This window comes from Pseudescherichia vulneris, assembly GCF_902164725.1.
In the GTDB taxonomy this organism is placed as follows: Bacteria; Pseudomonadota; Gammaproteobacteria; order Enterobacterales; family Enterobacteriaceae; genus Pseudescherichia; species Pseudescherichia vulneris.
Window position 1 is genome coordinate 648,978 of the sequence record NZ_LR607338.1, and the last position, 16,395, is coordinate 665,372.

Consider the following 16,395-nt stretch of genomic DNA (forward strand, 5'->3'; position numbering starts at 1 on the left):
GTCCGGAGCGGGTTTGCTGATCGAATAAGCGACGATAAAGCGTTTGGCGCAGCGAAAAAGATCGGTTGGACACAGTGAATCCTCGCAAGGAAAAAGGGCTGGCTTCATGCCAGCCCTGCGGGATTATAGCGGGTCAACCTTAAGACAGGAAACGGCGTGGCGGAAACTCCCCTCCAGCACCGGACGCGTCTGGGCACACTCTGGCCCGGCAATCGGGCAGCGGGTGCGGAACACGCAGCCGGACGGCGGGTTAATCGGCGACGGCAGCTCCCCTTCGAGCAGCTGGATCTGCTTGTTCTTCTCCAGATCGGGATCGGGCACCGGCACGGCCGACATCAGCGCTTTGGTGTAAGGGTGCAGCGGATTGTTGTAAACCTCGTCATAGGTTCCCAGCTCTACCGCGTGGCCCAGATACATCACCAGCACGCGATCGGAGATGTGCTTCACCACCGCCAGGTCATGGGCGATAAAGATCAGCGACAGGCCCATCTCGCGCTGTAGCTTCTGCAGCAGGTTCACTACCTGCGCCTGAATCGACACGTCCAGTGCGGAAACCGGCTCGTCGCAGATGATCAGCTTCGGCTCAAGGATCAGCGCCCGGGCGATGCCGATACGCTGGCACTGGCCGCCGGAGAACTCGTGCGGGTAGCGGTTAACCAGGTTGGGCAGCAGGCCGACCTTCATCATCATCGCTTTGACGCGGTCACGCACTTCCTGACGCGGCATAGTAGGATGATAGGTGCGCAGCGGCTCGGCAATGATATCGCCAATGTTCATTCGCGGGTTCAGCGAGGCCAGCGGATCCTGGAAAATCATCTGGATATCGCTGCGCACGTCGCGCCACTCGTCCGGCTTCATCCCCAGCAGATCTCTGCCCAGCCAGGCGACTTTACCGTCGGTGGCCTTCACGAGACCGATAATGGCACGGGCAAAGGTCGATTTGCCGCAGCCGGACTCGCCCACCACGCCGAGGGTCTCCCCTTCGTAGAGGCGCAGGGTGACGCCGTCAACCGCCTTCAGGGTCTTGGCCGGCTGCCAGAACCACTGCTTGCCGTCTTTGATATCGAAATGCACTTTCAGGTCGGCAATTTCGAGCAGAACTTTTCTCTCTTCGGTCTGGGTAGTCATACCAGCTCCTCCACCGGCTTAAAGCAGGCGCGCAGGCGGCCTGGGGCAAACTCCTCCAGCGGCGGCGCAGTGTTACAAATTTCCATCGCGTACGGGCAGCGCGGCTGGAACGGGCACCCTTTCGGCAACCGCAGCAGGTTTGGCGGGTTACCCGGGATCGTCAGCAGAGACTCCCCTTCCGCATCCAGACGCGGTACGGCATTCAACAGGCCGATAGAGTACGGATGTGCCGGCTGGTAGAATACGTTGCGCGCGGCACCGTACTCCATGGTACGGCCCGCGTACATCACCAGCACCTTGTCGCAGATGCCTGCCACGACGCCAAGGTCGTGGGTGATCATAATGATGGCGGTATTAAACTCGCGCTTCAGCTCGTTGAGCAGGGTCATGATCTGCGCCTGCACGGTCACGTCCAGCGCCGTGGTCGGCTCATCGGCGATCAGCAGCTTCGGACGGCACATCAGCGCCATGGCGATCATTACGCGCTGACGCATCCCGCCGGAGAACTCATGGGGATACATGCGCATGCGCTTACGCGCTTCCGGCATTTTCACCGCATCAAGCATCTTCACCGACTCTTCAAACGCTTCGGCTTTGCCCAAGCCTTTGTGCAGCATCAGCACTTCCATCAGCTGCTCGCCCACGCGCATGTACGGGTTCAGCGAGGTCATCGGATCCTGGAATATCATCGAGATCTGCTCGGCACGCAGCCGGTTCAGCTCACGCTCCGGCAGATTGAGGATCTCTCTGCCGTTAAATTTTGCCGACCCGCCGATCACGCCGTTGGCGGCCAGCAGACCCATCAGGGCAAACGCCGTTTGCGATTTGCCAGAGCCGGACTCGCCTACGATGCCGAGGGTCTCCCCGGCGCTCAGGCTAAAGTTGAGGTCGTTGACCGCGGTCACGTCCCCATCCGGCGTTTTAAAGGTCACCCGCAGGTCGTTGACATCCAGCAGAACGTTAGATTGCTGCTGCGCCACCGACGGCGATGAGGTTTCAATTATGCTCATTAACAGCACTCCTTAACGATCTTTCGGGTCGAGGGCATCACGCAGGCCATCGCCGATAAAGTTAAAACAAAACAGGGTGACGACAAGGAACACCGCCGGGAAGAGCAGCAGCCACGGCGACACTTCCATCGAGTTTGCGCCATCGCTGAGCAGCGCGCCCCAGCTGCTCAGCGGCTCCTGGGTACCGAGGCCGAGGAAGCTCAGGAAGGACTCAAACAGGATCATGCTTGGTACCAGCAGCGAGGCATACACCACCACCACACCCAGCACGTTCGGTACGATATGGCGTACCACAATGCTGGCCGTTGATACGCCGCCGACCTGCGCCGCTTCGATAAACTCTTTGCGCTTCAGGCTCAGCGTCTGGCCGCGCACGATACGGGCCATGTCGAGCCAGGAGACCATGCCGATGGCTACAAAGATCAGCAGGATGTTTTGGCCAAAGAAGGTTACCAGCAGGATCACAAAGAACATGAACGGGAAGGAGTTGAGGATCTCCAGCAGGCGCATCATCACCGAGTCAACTTTGCCGCCAAGGTAGCCGGAGAGCGATCCGTACAGCGTGCCGACGATGACTGCCACCAGCGCGGCGGCGATGCCGACCATCAGAGAGATACGGCCGCCGATAGCCACGCGCACCAGCAGGTCACGCCCCGAGGAGTCGGTGCCGAAGTAGTGGCCGGAGGCCATATCCGGCGCGTTGGACATCATGCCCCAGTCGGTATCGAAATAGGTAAACTGCGACAGCAGCGGGGCAAAGGCGACAAACAGGGCGATCAGCACCAGTACCGCAAGGCTGGTTACCGCAGCACGGTTGTGCATAAAGCGGCGACGCGCGTCCTGCCACAGGCTACGCCCTTCGACTTCCAGTTTCTCACTGAAGTTTTCCAGCGCCTCGCTGTTTTTCTTACTTAACATCATGGCGTACCCCAGCGTTAGTAACGGATTTTCGGATCGATAACGGCATAGAGCACATCCACGATCGCGTTAAACAAAATAGTCAGCGTGCCGACCAGAATGGTCAGGCTCAGCACCAGGGAGTAGTCGCGGTTCAGCGCGCCGTTAACAAACAGCTGGCCGATACCCGGCAGACCATAGATGGTTTCGATAACCATCGAGCCGGTGATGATGCCGACAAACGCAGGGCCCATGTAGGAGAGAACCGGCAGCAGCGCGGGCTTCAGGGCGTGGCGCAGGATGATCCGGCGCAGAGGCAGGCCCTTAGCGCGGGCGGTGCGGATGAAGTTAGAGTGCAGCACCTCAATCATTGACCCACGGGTGATACGCGCAATGCTGGCGATATAGGCCAGGGAGAGCGCCACCATCGGCAGGATCATATATTTCGGCGCGCCGCCGTTCCAGCCGCCGCCTGGCAGCCACTTCAGCGTAATAGCGAAAATAAGCACCAACAGCGGCGCGACCACGAAGCTAGGAATAACCACCCCGGTCATCGCAAACCCCATGACCGTATAGTCCCATTTTGTATTCTGGTTAAGCGCGGCAATAACGCCTGCCGCAACACCGAGCACTACGGCGAGGAAGAAGGCAGCCGCGCCTAGTTTCGCCGACACCGGGAAGCTGGAAGCCACCAGATCGTTGACCGAATAGTCTTTATATTTAAATGACGGCCCGAAATCACCGTGCGCCAGCTGTTTCAGATAGCTGAAATACTGGGTCATGATCGGATCGTTTAAGTGATATTTCGCTTCAATGTTCGCCATCACTTCCGGCGGCAGCGCGCGCTCGCTGGTAAAAGGACTACCCGGCGCAAGACGCATCATAAAGAAGGAGATTGTAATAAGAATCAGGAGCGTCGGAATTGCTTCCAGACAGCGACGTAAAATAAATTTCAACATTGCCCGTACCTTCTGGCCTGTGCCTTATACACGTGGCGTAATAACGCCGGTGTATGCAGTGCGATAAAATAAGACACGATGGGGCAGTGCGACGCCGCGTCTTAGCACGGTTACGCCCTGCCCCACATATTGCCATTAATGTTTGATAACGTAGAGATCTTTACCGTAGACGTTATCCATTGGGTCTTTACCGCTATAACCGCCCACCCATGGTTTCACCAGGCGTGCGTTTACATAGTAGTAAACCGGCACGATCGCCGAGTCTTTGCCCAGCTGCTGCTCAGCCTGATCGTACAGCTCGCTGCGTTTCGCATCGTCGCTGGCTTTCACCGCATCGGCCATGATGCGGTCAAACGCCTCGCTCTTATAGTGCGCGGTGTTCATTGAGCTGCCAGAGAGCATGGTGTTCAGGAACGAGGTCGGCTCGTTATAGTCAGCACACCAGCCGGCACGCGCCACGTCGAAGTTACCCTGGTGACGGGTATCGAGGAAGGTTTTCCACTCCTGGTTCACCAGCTTGACGTTGACGCCAAGGTTTTTCTGCCAGATTGAAGCGGCGGCAATAGCCAGTTTCTTATGCAGATCGGAGGTGTTGTACAGCAGGTTGAAGGTCAGCGGCTTGTCTTTAGTATAGCCTGCTTCAGCCAGCAGTTTTTTCGCTTCTTCGTTGCGTTTTTCCTGCGTCCAGCCGAACCACTCCGGCTTGGTCAGCTTCGCACCGTCGGCGTATGGCGGGGTGTAGCCATAGGCAGGCAGATCGCCCTGCGCTTTCACTTTGTTAGCAATGATGTCGCGATCCAGGCCCAGCTTCAGGGCGGTACGGATGCGAGCATCGGTAAACGGTGCTTTCTGGTTGTTGATTTCGTAGTAGTAGGTACACAGATACGGGTCAACATGAACTTCCTGCGGGATCTCTTTTTTCAGCTTCTGGAACAGCTCGATCGGCAGGTTGTTATAGGTCATGTCAATCTCGCCGCTGCGGTAGCGGTTCACATCCGTCACTTCGGAGGAGATTGGCAGATAGGTAATTTGATCGAGAACGGTTTTGCCGTTATTCCAATAGTTGGTGTTACGCACCATCACAATACGTTCGTTAACCACCCAGTCCTGCAGTTTAAACGCGCCGTTGGAGACGATATTGGCTGGCTGGGTCCACTTTTCGCCAAATTTTTCGATGGCGGTTTTATTTACCGGGGACATCGCCGGGTTAACCAGCAGCTTATAGAAGTAAGGTACCGGCTCGCTAAGGGTAACTTCCAGCGTATGATCATCAATGGCCTTAACGCCCAGCTCGCTCGGCTTCATTTTGCCGTCGATAATCGCATCAACGTTTACGATATGGCCATATTGCGGATAGCTTGCATAAGGCGAGGCGGTATTCGGATCCACCAGGCGCTGCCAGCTATAGACGAAATCCTGGGCAGTTACAGGCTCACCGTTGGACCATTTGGCATCTTTACGCAGATGGAAGGTCCAGACTTTAAAATCTTTATTATCCCAGGACTCGGCAACACCGGGGATAGGATGACCGTCTACCGGAGAGGTAATCAGCAGGCCTTCAAAGAGATCGCGGCTGACGTTGGCTTCCGGTACCCCTTCGATCTTATTTGGGTCGAGCGACTGCGGCTCAGCACCGTTATTTCGGATCAGGGTTTGCTTCTCTGCCAGTTGAACACCTGCAGGTACATCTGCCGCCATGGCAACGTTACCCGCGATTAGCGCAGTCAAAATCCCTGCCGCTACCAAGCTTTTTTTTGTGATGATGGACATTGTGTTGGTACTCCACTCATTATAATTACTGGCTTTTGTGCCAGCCTGTTTCATTCCCCCGTAGGGGTTCCTTTACGGTGCAGGAGCTTTTGCCTCCGCAAGGTGTTTACTGCTTGCTATCACCGACTTTTATTATTACTGGCTGCTCATGGCGGCAGCCTGGCGTCGATTCTTTACCGCCTCCCCTGTTTGAGGCGTCTCTTATATCCTGATGAGGATCATATTTGAAAATGATTCTCATCTGCATCTATTCTTTTACAACGCAATCTGCTGCAAATAGTGGCCCGGAAAGTATCAAATGCATTTATCGTCCGCCAATACAATTTGCAAATTTGTTAAGCAATTCTCTTTTACACGATTCGACAGTGTCTGGATGCATCTCAGGCTGATTGTTTTTTACACAAAAACGTAACAAGCGCGCATTTTCTAGCACATTCATCTGTGTGGATGATTAATTTACTAATATCATTTCGATAATCCCACAGCAAGCCCCAGCGTATCATGTGAGTAAAATAACAGGTGGAAAGGGGTAAATGTAAGCAAACGTGACAAGAAAGGAAGCTCAACCTGCTGATTAGTAACGCTTTAACTCAGCCAGCATGATTTATTATGATTGCGCCATTTTTCAACTTTAGTTATATGTTTTACTAATAATGATGAAAATAAACGGAGCAGGATGCTCCGTTTAGGATGGCATTTTTCGAATGAAAGCAATCAGTGCATTAAGCCGGGGAAAATGGCTTTGATTCCGGTAACGATAAATTCAATGCCCAGCGCCATTAGCAACAGGCCCATGATACGGGTAATGACGTTAATGCCGGTCTGGCCTAATAAACGCACCAGCCAGGGAGCAATACGAAACAGTCCCCAGCAGCAGATCGCAAACAGGGCAATGGCGATGGAAAAACAGAGCAGATGGGGCCAGCTGTGAAAACGCGTTCCCCAGACAATGGTGGAGCTAATCGCCCCCGGCCCCGCCATCAGCGGCAGCGCGAGCGGTACTACCCCGATGCTTTCGCGAATGGCCGTCTCTGACTTCTCCTGTTTATTCTGCTTATCTTCTCCTAGCTTGCCGCTGATCATCGACATCGCAATCGTTACCACCAGGATACCCCCGGCGATACGGAAGGAGTCAATAGAGATACCAAACAGTTGCAGAATGGTGCTGCCCAGGAAGAGCGAAGTGAGCAGAATAATGGCCACCGAGACGCTGGCCGTAAGATTGGTTTTGTTTCTTGCCGCCGCTGTCTGGTAACTGGTCATGCTGATGAATACAGGAATGATCCCGACCGGGTTAACCAACGCAAAGAGACCAATAAAAAACTTCAGGTAGGTCGGAAAATCAAACAACGACTGGATCACGGTAAACTCCGCAAAGAATCAACGCCGAAGGCAAAATTTTAGCGATTAAAAAAACCATGCTAAAGATACGCCTAATATCAGCATACTTCACCAGAAATATTCTTAAAAACGGGTGAGATAAGCTATGTTATTTAATTGTAGAAAGTATGATAGCTTATTTCTACTCCATCCCTGAAATTATTAACATTTGATACAAATGAATAAAAAGAGCCAGCTGAAAGGTGTCAGCTTGGACTATTTTTGATCTAGATCACGTAATCACTACTCAGAAGTGAGTAACCTTGTTTACGCCGCCAGGGAGAAAAAAAGTATCAAACGGTATGATGCTGAGGCGAGGCTCTTTTAGTAAATCATGGGTGCGGGTGCTGTTGATAAGTTCTTGTTTTGGATAGGATAATGCAAGCTGCCACGGCTCTTACTATACTATTCTGTTGATCCGTTGAGCAACTGATTTACTAAAAGAGTTTAACATTATCAGGAGATCATTATGGCCGTTACTAACGTCGCTGAACTTAACGCACTCGTTGAACGCGTGAAAAAAGCCCAGCGTGAATATGCCAACTTTTCTCAAGAACAAGTTGATAAAATCTTCCGTGCCGCCGCTCTGGCTGCCGCCGATGCGCGAATTCCTCTCGCTAAGCTGGCCGTTGCAGAATCCGGTATGGGTATTGTGGAAGATAAAGTGATTAAAAACCACTTCGCTTCTGAATACATCTATAACGCCTACAAAGATGAGAAGACCTGCGGTGTGCTTTCTACTGACGACACCTTTGGCACCATCACCATCGCCGAACCTATCGGTATTATCTGCGGTATCGTTCCGACCACTAACCCAACCTCTACCGCCATCTTTAAGTCACTGATTAGCCTCAAGACACGTAACGCGATTATCTTCTCTCCACATCCGCGTGCGAAAGATGCAACCAACAAAGCTGCCGACATCGTTCTGCAGGCCGCTATCGCAGCGGGCGCACCGAAAGATCTGATTGGCTGGATCGACCAACCTTCCGTCGAGCTCTCTAATGCGCTGATGCACCACCCGGATATCAACCTGATCCTCGCGACAGGCGGTCCTGGCATGGTAAAAGCGGCGTACAGCTCGGGTAAACCGGCTATCGGCGTAGGTGCAGGTAACACCCCGGTTGTTATTGACGAAACCGCCGATATCAAACGTGCTGTCGCTTCTGTGCTGATGTCTAAAACCTTCGATAACGGCGTTATCTGTGCTTCCGAGCAGTCGGTTGTAGTGGTTGACTCCGTCTATGACAGCGTGCGTGAACGTTTCGCCAGCCACGGTGGCTACATGCTGCAGGGCCAGGAGCTGAAAGCCGTTCAGGATATCATCCTGAAAAACGGCGCGCTGAACGCAGCCATCGTGGGCCAGCCAGCGGTTAAAATTGCTGAACTGGCGGGCTTCACCGTACCGTCCAGCACCAAAATCCTGATTGGCGAAGTCACCAACGTCGATGAGAGCGAGCCGTTTGCGCACGAAAAACTCTCCCCAACGCTGGCGATGTACCGCGCGAAAGATTTTGAAGACGCCGTTGTTAAGGCTGAGAAACTGGTCGCCATGGGCGGGATCGGTCACACCTCCTGTCTCTATACTGACCAGGATAACCAGCCGGAACGCGTCTCCCTGTTCGGCGAGAAGATGAAGACCGCCCGAATTCTGATCAACACCCCAGCCTCTCAGGGGGGTATCGGTGACCTCTACAACTTCAAACTTGCCCCGTCCCTGACCCTGGGCTGCGGCTCATGGGGTGGTAACTCCATCTCTGAAAACGTAGGTCCGAAGCACCTGATCAACAAGAAAACCGTTGCTAAGCGAGCTGAAAACATGCTGTGGCATAAACTTCCGAAATCAATCTACTTCCGCCGTGGCTCCCTGCCCATCGCGTTGGATGAAGTGATTACCGATGGTCACAAACGTGCGCTGATCGTCACCGACCGTTTCCTGTTCAACAACGGCTATGCCGACCAGATCACCTCTGTGCTGAAAGCTGCTGGCGTCGAAGTAGACGTGTTCTTTGAAGTTGAAGCTGACCCAACCCTGTCCGTTGTGCGTAAAGGCGCAGAGCTGGCGAACGCCTTCAAGCCTGACGTGATCATCGCCCTGGGCGGTGGTTCCCCGATGGACGCAGCAAAAATCATGTGGGTTATGTACGAACACCCGGAAACTCACTTCGAAGAGCTGGCGCTGCGCTTTATGGATATCCGTAAACGTATCTACAAGTTCCCGAAAATGGGCGTGAAAGCAAAAATGGTTGCGATCACCACCACGTCCGGTACGGGTTCTGAAGTCACGCCGTTCGCCGTGGTAACCGACGATGCCACCGGTCAGAAATATCCGCTGGCAGACTACGCTCTGACGCCGGACATGGCTGTTGTTGATGCCAACCTGGTGATGGATATGCCGAAATCACTCTGTGCGTTCGGTGGGCTGGATGCGGTAACTCACGCGCTGGAAGCTTATGTATCGGTGCTGGCGTCTGAGTTCTCTGACGGTCAGGCTCTGCAGGCACTGAAACTGCTGAAAGAGAACCTGCCGGCGTCCTACCATGAAGGGTCGAAAAATCCGGTTGCTCGTGAGCGCGTACACAGTGCGGCTACCATCGCCGGTATTGCGTTTGCTAACGCCTTCCTGGGTGTTTGCCACTCTATGGCGCACAAACTCGGCTCGCAGTTCCACATTCCGCACGGCCTGGCCAACGCCCTGCTGATTGGTAACGTTATCCGCTATAACGCCAACGATAACCCAACCAAACAGACCGCTTTCAGCCAGTATGACCGTCCACAGGCTCGTCGTCGCTACGCAGAGATTGCTGACCACCTGGGCCTGAGCGCGCCGGGCGATCGCACCGCAGCGAAGATTGAGAAGCTGCTGGGATGGCTGGAAAACATTAAAGCCGAGCTGGGTATTCCTAAATCTATCCGCGAAGCAGGCGTGCAGGAAGCTGACTTCCTGGCGCATGTGGATAAGCTGTCTGAAGATGCCTTCGATGACCAGTGCACCGGCGCTAACCCGCGCTACCCGCTGATCGCCGAGCTGAAACAGATCCTGCTGGATACCTACTACGGTCGTGAGTACAGAGAGGGCGACGCTGCACCTGCGCAGGTTGACGTTGCTGTACCGGTAAAAGCAGATAAGAAAGTGAAAAAACTCGCTTAATTTATCTTGCTAATAAAAACCCGCCTGATGGCGGGTTTTTTTATGGCCTCAGCAGCGCGCTAAGGCTATTTTCGGCTTTACCCGTACCTACCCACGCACACGGCGCTGAATCGCTGTCAGAGAGCCTTCTACAAGCGCCTCTTTATAGTGTTTGCGGCACACCGAGACATAGCGCTCGTTGCCGCCAATGACCACCTGCTCTCCCTCATTATAGGGACGCCCATCCTGATCGAGGCGTAATACCATGCTAGCCTTACGGCCACAGAAACAGATGGTCTTTAACTCAACCAGCTTATCTGACCATGCCAGCAAATAGAGACTGCCGGTAAATAGCTCGCCACGGAAATCGGTTCGTAGCCCATAGCACAGCACGGGAATATCAAGTTTGTCGACAATTTCAGAGAGCGCGTAAACCTGCTCACGCGTTAAAAACTGGCTCTCGTCCACCAGCACGCAGTGGACAGGCTCCTGCGCATGCTCATCGCGGATCTCATCAAACAGCGAGGTGTGTTGGTTGAATAATTTCGCAGGTGAAGAGAGGCCAATACGTGAGCTGACTTTTCCACTACCGAAACGGTTATCAATTTCAGCGGTGTAGACCAGCGAGCGCATCCCCCTTTCCTGGTAATTGTAGGAAGACTGCAAAAGCGCCGTTGATTTGCCGGCGTTCATTGCCGAGTAGTAGAAATATAGCTGTGCCATTGGCCTGGAGATCCCAATCAAGGTGTAATTTTAAACGCGCGGATTGTAGCATAATTTGCTCAGTGAACATGCGTCTGGACAGCAGCGGACCTGTTAATGGTAATCCTTACATCTTGCCGTGATATACACATTTTATAACATTTATGAATGCCGTAACCCGAGTTAGCTGGCTGAACGCTTCCCGCTTTATCTCTATCCCATAGAGGGCGCGGGCTTTAGGCATTGCGCATTTTTAACTTAGGTTACAGAAAATATTAGTAATTTAAGCTGAACAGGCTTATGTAAGACTAATAAGAAAGGTTGATATTTATCCATCTCAGCTATAGTACCGCCAGGATTAATCGAAAATGCGCGATTAGATTTCTCCCTTAATCTAACCCTGAGCGTACCAGGGGTAATGCGTTGGATAACCTTTGTATGGCCGGTCCGCAGCATGAAAATTTAAGATAACGGTATTAATAAAAGCGTCAAATAACGCGTAATTTTGAATTCCTTACATTGACAGGTATTGCACAACTCAAATTATCGCTCTATTATTAGCTCAACAAACCACCCATTATAAGTTTGAGATTACTACAATGAGCGAAGCACTTAAAATTCTGAACAACATCCGTACTCTTCGTGCACAGGCAAGAGAATGCACTCTCGAAACGCTCGAAGAAATGCTGGAAAAATTAGAAGTTGTTGTTAACGAGCGTCGTGAAGAAGATAACGCTGCTGCAGCTGAAATTGAAGAGCGTACGCGTAAACTGCAGCAGTATCGCGAAATGCTGATTGCTGACGGTATTGACCCGAACGAACTGCTGAACAGCATGGCAGCCGCGAAAGTTGGTACTAAAGCTAAGCGTGCAGCACGCCCGGCTAAATATAGCTACGTTGACGAAAACGGCGAGACTAAAACCTGGACCGGCCAGGGCCGTACACCAGCCGTTATTAAGAAAGCAATGGACGAGCAAGGCAAACAGCTGGAAGACTTCCTGATCAAGGATTAATTCCTCGCCTGATGTAAAAAATCCCGCCACGGCGGGATTTTTTATTGCTGGTAACGCAACGCCTGCTTTAACTCATGCTCGCAGTTAGAAACAACTAGCAATAAAAAAGCCGGAGATAGTCTGCATGTAACATGCGATATCTCCGGCCCAGGTCAAACGGCGTTCAGAAAGACCTTACTTAGTAAGACCCATCTCATTTTCCAGCCAGCTTTTAAATTCTTCACCCAGCGTGTTATGACGAATACCGTATTCGACAAACGCCTGCATATAGCCCAGCTTATTGCCGCAGTCATGGCTCTTACCTTTCATATGGTAAGCTTCAACGGTCTCTTTCTCGATCAGCATATCGATACCGTCGGTCAGCTGGATCTCATCCCCTGCTCCCGGAGGCGTTTTCGCCAGCAGAGGCCAGATTTCAGCGCTCAGGACGTAACGGCCTACGACTGCGAGGTTGGACGGTGCAACGTTAGCCTTAGGCTTCTCAACCACGCCAACCATTGGCACGCTTTCACCCGGCTTCAGATCCGCGCCTTTGCAGTCTACTACGCCGTAAGCGGTCACATCTTCTACCGGCTCAACCATAATCTGGCTGCAGCCGGTTTCATCGAAGCGTTTGATCATTTCTGCCAGGTTATCCTGGGAGAGATCGGATTCATATTCATCAAGAATAACGTCAGGCAGAATAACGGCAACCGGCTCATCACCGACAACCGGATGCGCACACAGTACCGCGTGGCCTAAACCTTTAGCCAGCCCCTGACGAACCTGCATAATAGTCACGTGCGGTGGGCAAATAGACTGGACCTCTTCTAGCAGCTGGCGCTTAACGCGTTTTTCCAGCATAGCTTCCAGCTCAAAACTGGTGTCGAAGTGGTTTTCGATGGAGTTTTTAGATGAATGAGTAACTAAAACGATTTCCGTAATACCCGCCGCAATACATTCGTTTACGACGTATTGAATTAAGGGTTTATCAACCAGCGGCAGCATCTCTTTTGGGATAGCTTTCGTGGCGGGCAGCATCCGGGTACCTAATCCTGCGACCGGGATAACTGCTTTTGTTACTTTTGAATTAACGGCAGCCATTTAAAATCTCCTGGACTGTTCAAACTAGAACACGTTCGTCAATGAATAGTGCATTGAGTATATCAGTATCAAACTGTGAGCCTGGTCTGAATTGAACTCATTGACATGTAATTAAGACAATTACCTATAAGACTATCCTGATGGTAGCACCCGGGTCGTTTTTGCGGTAAAGCAAAATGGCTGACCCGGTGCGATCGCTCATTCCGCAGACAACATTAAGCGCAAACGTCCGCCGATTCCCCACACCTGACACTGCCAGTCTTCACAGCGCTGGCTTATTTGATTTAGGTAAGCATTACCCAGCGTGCCTAACGGCACCCCGCTGTTAATCTGTACCTGCTGCTCGCTAGTATTCAGCGTTGCGTTAAGGCCGGCGGAGACTAATATCAAATTTTTGAGTTCGCTGTGGTAATAACCCACCAGCAGAGGAAACTGGCCGGGTAAATTGGCCTGGCGCAGTAATTGATTAACCTGCTTTAACAGCGCACCCAGTTCAGGCAAGCGTTGCCGCTGCTGAGAGAGCTGCTCTTGCAGCAGGCCATTGAAGAGAGCACGTAATAACAGTGCGGCTAAAACACCGTTATCACCGGCGCGTGTCACATCCAGACAATAAAAAGCGATGTCGTGATCGGAGAGTGGCGCAATATCTAATACCAGGCCGGGCTGATCGGCAGCAACGAGCTGACGATAATTAACGCGGCACTGAGACATAACCTGCTGAACGGGAGGCTGTAATTCCTGTAACAGTTTGGCTGCTGCATGCGGATCGCTGACTAACGCATCCCAGTCCTGAAACAGCCGCTCCTCTTCTTCTACCCGAGAATTAAACATATTGGGATAGAGACAGGCCAATACGGTCTCCCGCAGGCGAGCAAAGTCTTTTACCGGCTTGAGTAACACATCCTGCACGCCGAGACGAAGCGCCTTGGCAATGTCAGCCATATTCTCCGTTGCCGAAATCACGAGGATCGGCGTTTGATCGCCTTCGTTGCGCAGATGCTCCACCAGCTTAAGGCCGTTCATCCGCGGCATTGCGATATCACAGATCATCAGATCTGGTTTGACCCTGGCAAATATCTCAAGCGCTTCTACTCCGTCACCCGCAAGGGTGGTGGATGCGCCAAGAGACAGAAGCCATGAGTCCAGCAGTGAGCGGAAAACGGGTTCGTCTTCAACGATTAACATATGTTTTCCGGCCAATGGCTGCGTCATGTTCTCTCCCCTGCCTTACGATAGTTCAATAGTGGCACGCTATTGCGACTACCGCCTGTCAGATTTTGCTTCAAAAAGCGAAAAACCCAGTACTCAAACATTTTATGTGCACCAAGTGGTTACAATTCGCCCAGCACCCTCACTCGTCCTGCTAAAAACAGCAATACGCGCTGCCGCACACCAGGCCGGCAGAAAAAACAGGACAAATAGGTTTCATCAGGATCCAAGGCCCATCTGGCGCGTTATGGTAGTGATATACCCTACGTAAGTGACTGAACCAGAAACGTCGTGATGCCAAAACATCGCGGCGGCTAAACGCCTCTCTCGGCGCTGCACGCCACTTGCCTATGCCGAAACGTACTAAATTTTTGACCTTATGACCAGTCCTGGGGAATATATCCTCTCCCAAACCCTGCTAGCATAGCGTCATCGTCATCGCTCAGTTAACATAGTGCTGTAAAGGCGCAGCTGCGCGCTCATTTATTCAGGATACCTATTTTGTCAAACCGTTGTCCCTGCGGTAGCGCACTGGAGTATAGCCTATGTTGCCAGCCTTATCTGTCTGGAAAACAGATTGTGTCTAATCCCGGGCAGCTTATGCGCTCGCGCTATACGGCGTTTGTGGAAAAGCATGCTGACTATCTGATCCAAACCTGGCATCCCTCCTGTGAGGCTGCGGCCTTCCGTCAGGAGATCGAGGCTGGCTTTGCCGGAACCGAGTGGTTAGGTCTGACTCTGTTTGAAGAGGCTGAAGGCAGCCACAGCGGTGAAGGGTTCGTCAGTTTTGTGGCTCGCTTTAGTGAAAAAGGTAAGACGGGCGCCATTATCGAGCGCTCCAGGTTCTTAAAAGAAAACGGCCAATGGTATTATATTGATGGCACGCGACCACAGTTTGGCCGTAACGATCCCTGCCCCTGTGGCTCGGGCAAAAAATTTAAAAAGTGCTGCGGGCAATAAACCCAGCGGTACCTCATAGCAAACACGTCAAGGATTTACCCGGCAATGCATTCATTACAACGAAAAGTTCTGCGTACTATCTGTCCCGATCAGAAAGGGCTTATCGCACGCATCACCAATATTTGCTACAAGCACGAACTGAACATTGTGCAGAACAATGAGTTTGTCGATCATCGTACCGGGCGCTTCTTTATGCGTACCGAGCTGGAGGGCATTTTTAACGATGCGACTCTGCTGGCCGATCTCGACAGCGCCCTGCCTGATGGTTCGGTGCGGGAGTTAACCCCTGCCGGACGTCGCCGCATCGTGATCCTGGTGACCAAGGAGGCCCACTGCCTGGGCGATCTGCTGATGAAGGCCAACTATGGCGGCCTCGACGTAGAGATTGCGGCGGTGATTGGTAACCATGACACGCTGCGCACGCTGGTAGAGCGTTTTGATATTCCTTTCGAGCTGGTAAGTCATGAAGGGTTGACCCGGGAAGATCACGACGAGAAGATGGCCCAGGCGATTGAAGCCTACGATCCGGACTATGTGGTGCTGGCGAAATATATGCGCGTGCTAACACCTACCTTTGTTGCCCGCTTCCCGAATAAGATCATTAATATTCACCACTCATTCTTACCGGCGTTTATTGGTGCTCGTCCTTATCACCAGGCCTACGAGCGCGGGGTGAAGATCATCGGTGCGACTGCGCACTATGTGAATGATAATCTGGACGAGGGTCCGATTATTATGCAGGACGTGATCCACGTCGATCACACCTACACCGCCGAAGATATGATGCGCGCAGGCCGCGATGTTGAGAAGAACGTGCTCAGCCGGGCGCTGTACGAAGTTTTGGGCCAGCGGGTATTTGTCTACGGCAACCGGACGATTATTTTATAATCCTGCATTGAATGAATTGGTTAGCATTAATGCGTTACGCATAAAAAGCATGCAAACGGTTCATTTCTTTAAAAGGAATGCTTTACAGCGGCGCATCATTTGATATGATGCGCCCCGCTTCCCAAGGGAAGCAGGCCAGTACCAGCATTACCCCGTGGTGGGGTTCCCGAGCGGCCAAAGGGAGCAGACTGTAAATCTGCCGTCATCGACTTCGAAGGTTCGAATCCTTCCCCCACCACCATCTCTACAAGCAATATATTACCCCT

At 52.4% G+C, this 16,395-nt stretch carries 13 protein-coding genes and 1 tRNA gene; 5 read left to right on the forward strand and 9 right to left on the reverse strand.

Going from position 1 to position 16,395, the window contains the following annotated elements:
* Window positions 1-123 precede the first annotated feature (123 nt).
* The 6 genes from oppF to FN633_RS02670 form a co-directional block, all read right to left on the reverse strand.
* Window positions 124-1,128: a murein tripeptide/oligopeptide ABC transporter ATP binding protein OppF gene (oppF, locus tag FN633_RS02645; RefSeq protein ID WP_154056635.1), complete on the reverse strand. Its 1,005-nt coding sequence runs from the start codon at window positions 1,126-1,128 to the stop codon at window positions 124-126.
* Window positions 1,125-2,138, reverse strand: a complete 1,014-nt coding sequence (gene oppD, locus FN633_RS02650) for an ABC transporter ATP-binding protein (protein ID WP_154056636.1) — start codon at window positions 2,136-2,138, stop codon at window positions 1,125-1,127. Before oppD ends, oppF begins: the two co-directional genes overlap by 4 nt.
* A gap of 12 nt (window positions 2,139-2,150) precedes the next feature.
* Window positions 2,151-3,059 (reverse strand): oligopeptide ABC transporter permease OppC, encoded by a 909-nt coding sequence (oppC, locus tag FN633_RS02655; protein ID WP_042394398.1) that lies wholly within the window; start codon window positions 3,057-3,059, stop codon window positions 2,151-2,153.
* A 14-nt stretch (window positions 3,060-3,073) separates the two neighbouring features.
* The gene (gene oppB, locus FN633_RS02660) at window positions 3,074-3,994 is read right to left on the reverse strand and encodes an oligopeptide ABC transporter permease OppB (protein ID WP_154056637.1); all 921 of its coding nucleotides are present in this window, start codon (window positions 3,992-3,994) and stop codon (window positions 3,074-3,076) included.
* 135 nt (window positions 3,995-4,129) lie between these two features.
* Window positions 4,130-5,764 carry an oligopeptide ABC transporter substrate-binding protein OppA gene (oppA, locus tag FN633_RS02665; protein WP_154056638.1) on the reverse strand — a complete coding sequence of 545 codons (1,635 nt, stop codon included), beginning with the start codon at window positions 5,762-5,764 and terminating at the stop codon, window positions 4,130-4,132.
* A gap of 714 nt (window positions 5,765-6,478) precedes the next feature.
* Window positions 6,479-7,126 (reverse strand): YchE family NAAT transporter, encoded by a 648-nt coding sequence (locus tag FN633_RS02670; RefSeq protein WP_154056639.1) that lies wholly within the window; start codon window positions 7,124-7,126, stop codon window positions 6,479-6,481.
* Window positions 7,127-7,613: 487 nt separating this feature from the next.
* Between FN633_RS02670 and adhE the strand changes: the two genes are divergently transcribed.
* Window positions 7,614-10,295, forward strand: coding sequence for a bifunctional acetaldehyde-CoA/alcohol dehydrogenase (gene adhE, locus FN633_RS02675; RefSeq protein WP_154056640.1), 2,682 nt, complete (start codon window positions 7,614-7,616; stop codon window positions 10,293-10,295).
* Between the two features lie 87 nt (window positions 10,296-10,382).
* Here adhE and tdk read toward each other — a convergent pair whose 3' ends face one another.
* Window positions 10,383-10,997: a thymidine kinase gene (gene tdk, locus FN633_RS02680; RefSeq protein WP_154056641.1), complete on the reverse strand. Its 615-nt coding sequence runs from the start codon at window positions 10,995-10,997 to the stop codon at window positions 10,383-10,385.
* Window positions 10,998-11,575: 578 nt separating this feature from the next.
* Here tdk and hns point away from each other — a divergent pair.
* Window positions 11,576-11,989, forward strand: coding sequence for a histone-like nucleoid-structuring protein H-NS (hns, locus tag FN633_RS02685; protein WP_042394417.1), 414 nt, complete (start codon window positions 11,576-11,578; stop codon window positions 11,987-11,989).
* A 174-nt stretch (window positions 11,990-12,163) separates the two neighbouring features.
* Here hns and galU read toward each other — a convergent pair whose 3' ends face one another.
* Entirely contained in the window at window positions 12,164-13,072 is a 909-nt protein-coding gene (gene galU / locus FN633_RS02690) for a UTP--glucose-1-phosphate uridylyltransferase GalU (protein WP_042394421.1), read from the reverse strand.
* 198 nt (window positions 13,073-13,270) lie between these two features.
* Window positions 13,271-14,284 (reverse strand): two-component system response regulator RssB, encoded by a 1,014-nt coding sequence (gene rssB, locus FN633_RS02695; protein ID WP_154056642.1) that lies wholly within the window; start codon window positions 14,282-14,284, stop codon window positions 13,271-13,273.
* Window positions 14,285-14,782: 498 nt separating this feature from the next.
* On the opposite strand from rssB, the gene FN633_RS02700 reads away from it, so the two are divergent.
* From FN633_RS02700 to FN633_RS02710, 3 genes are all read left to right on the forward strand, one after another.
* Window positions 14,783-15,241 carry a YchJ family protein gene (locus FN633_RS02700; RefSeq protein ID WP_154056643.1) on the forward strand — a complete coding sequence of 153 codons (459 nt, stop codon included), beginning with the start codon at window positions 14,783-14,785 and terminating at the stop codon, window positions 15,239-15,241.
* Between the two features lie 45 nt (window positions 15,242-15,286).
* On the forward strand, window positions 15,287-16,129 hold the full coding sequence (gene purU, locus FN633_RS02705) for a formyltetrahydrofolate deformylase (protein ID WP_042394430.1): 843 nt from the start codon (window positions 15,287-15,289) through the stop codon (window positions 16,127-16,129).
* A 156-nt stretch (window positions 16,130-16,285) separates the two neighbouring features.
* A tRNA-Tyr gene (locus FN633_RS02710) sits at window positions 16,286-16,370 on the forward strand.
* Window positions 16,371-16,395 lie beyond the last annotated feature (25 nt).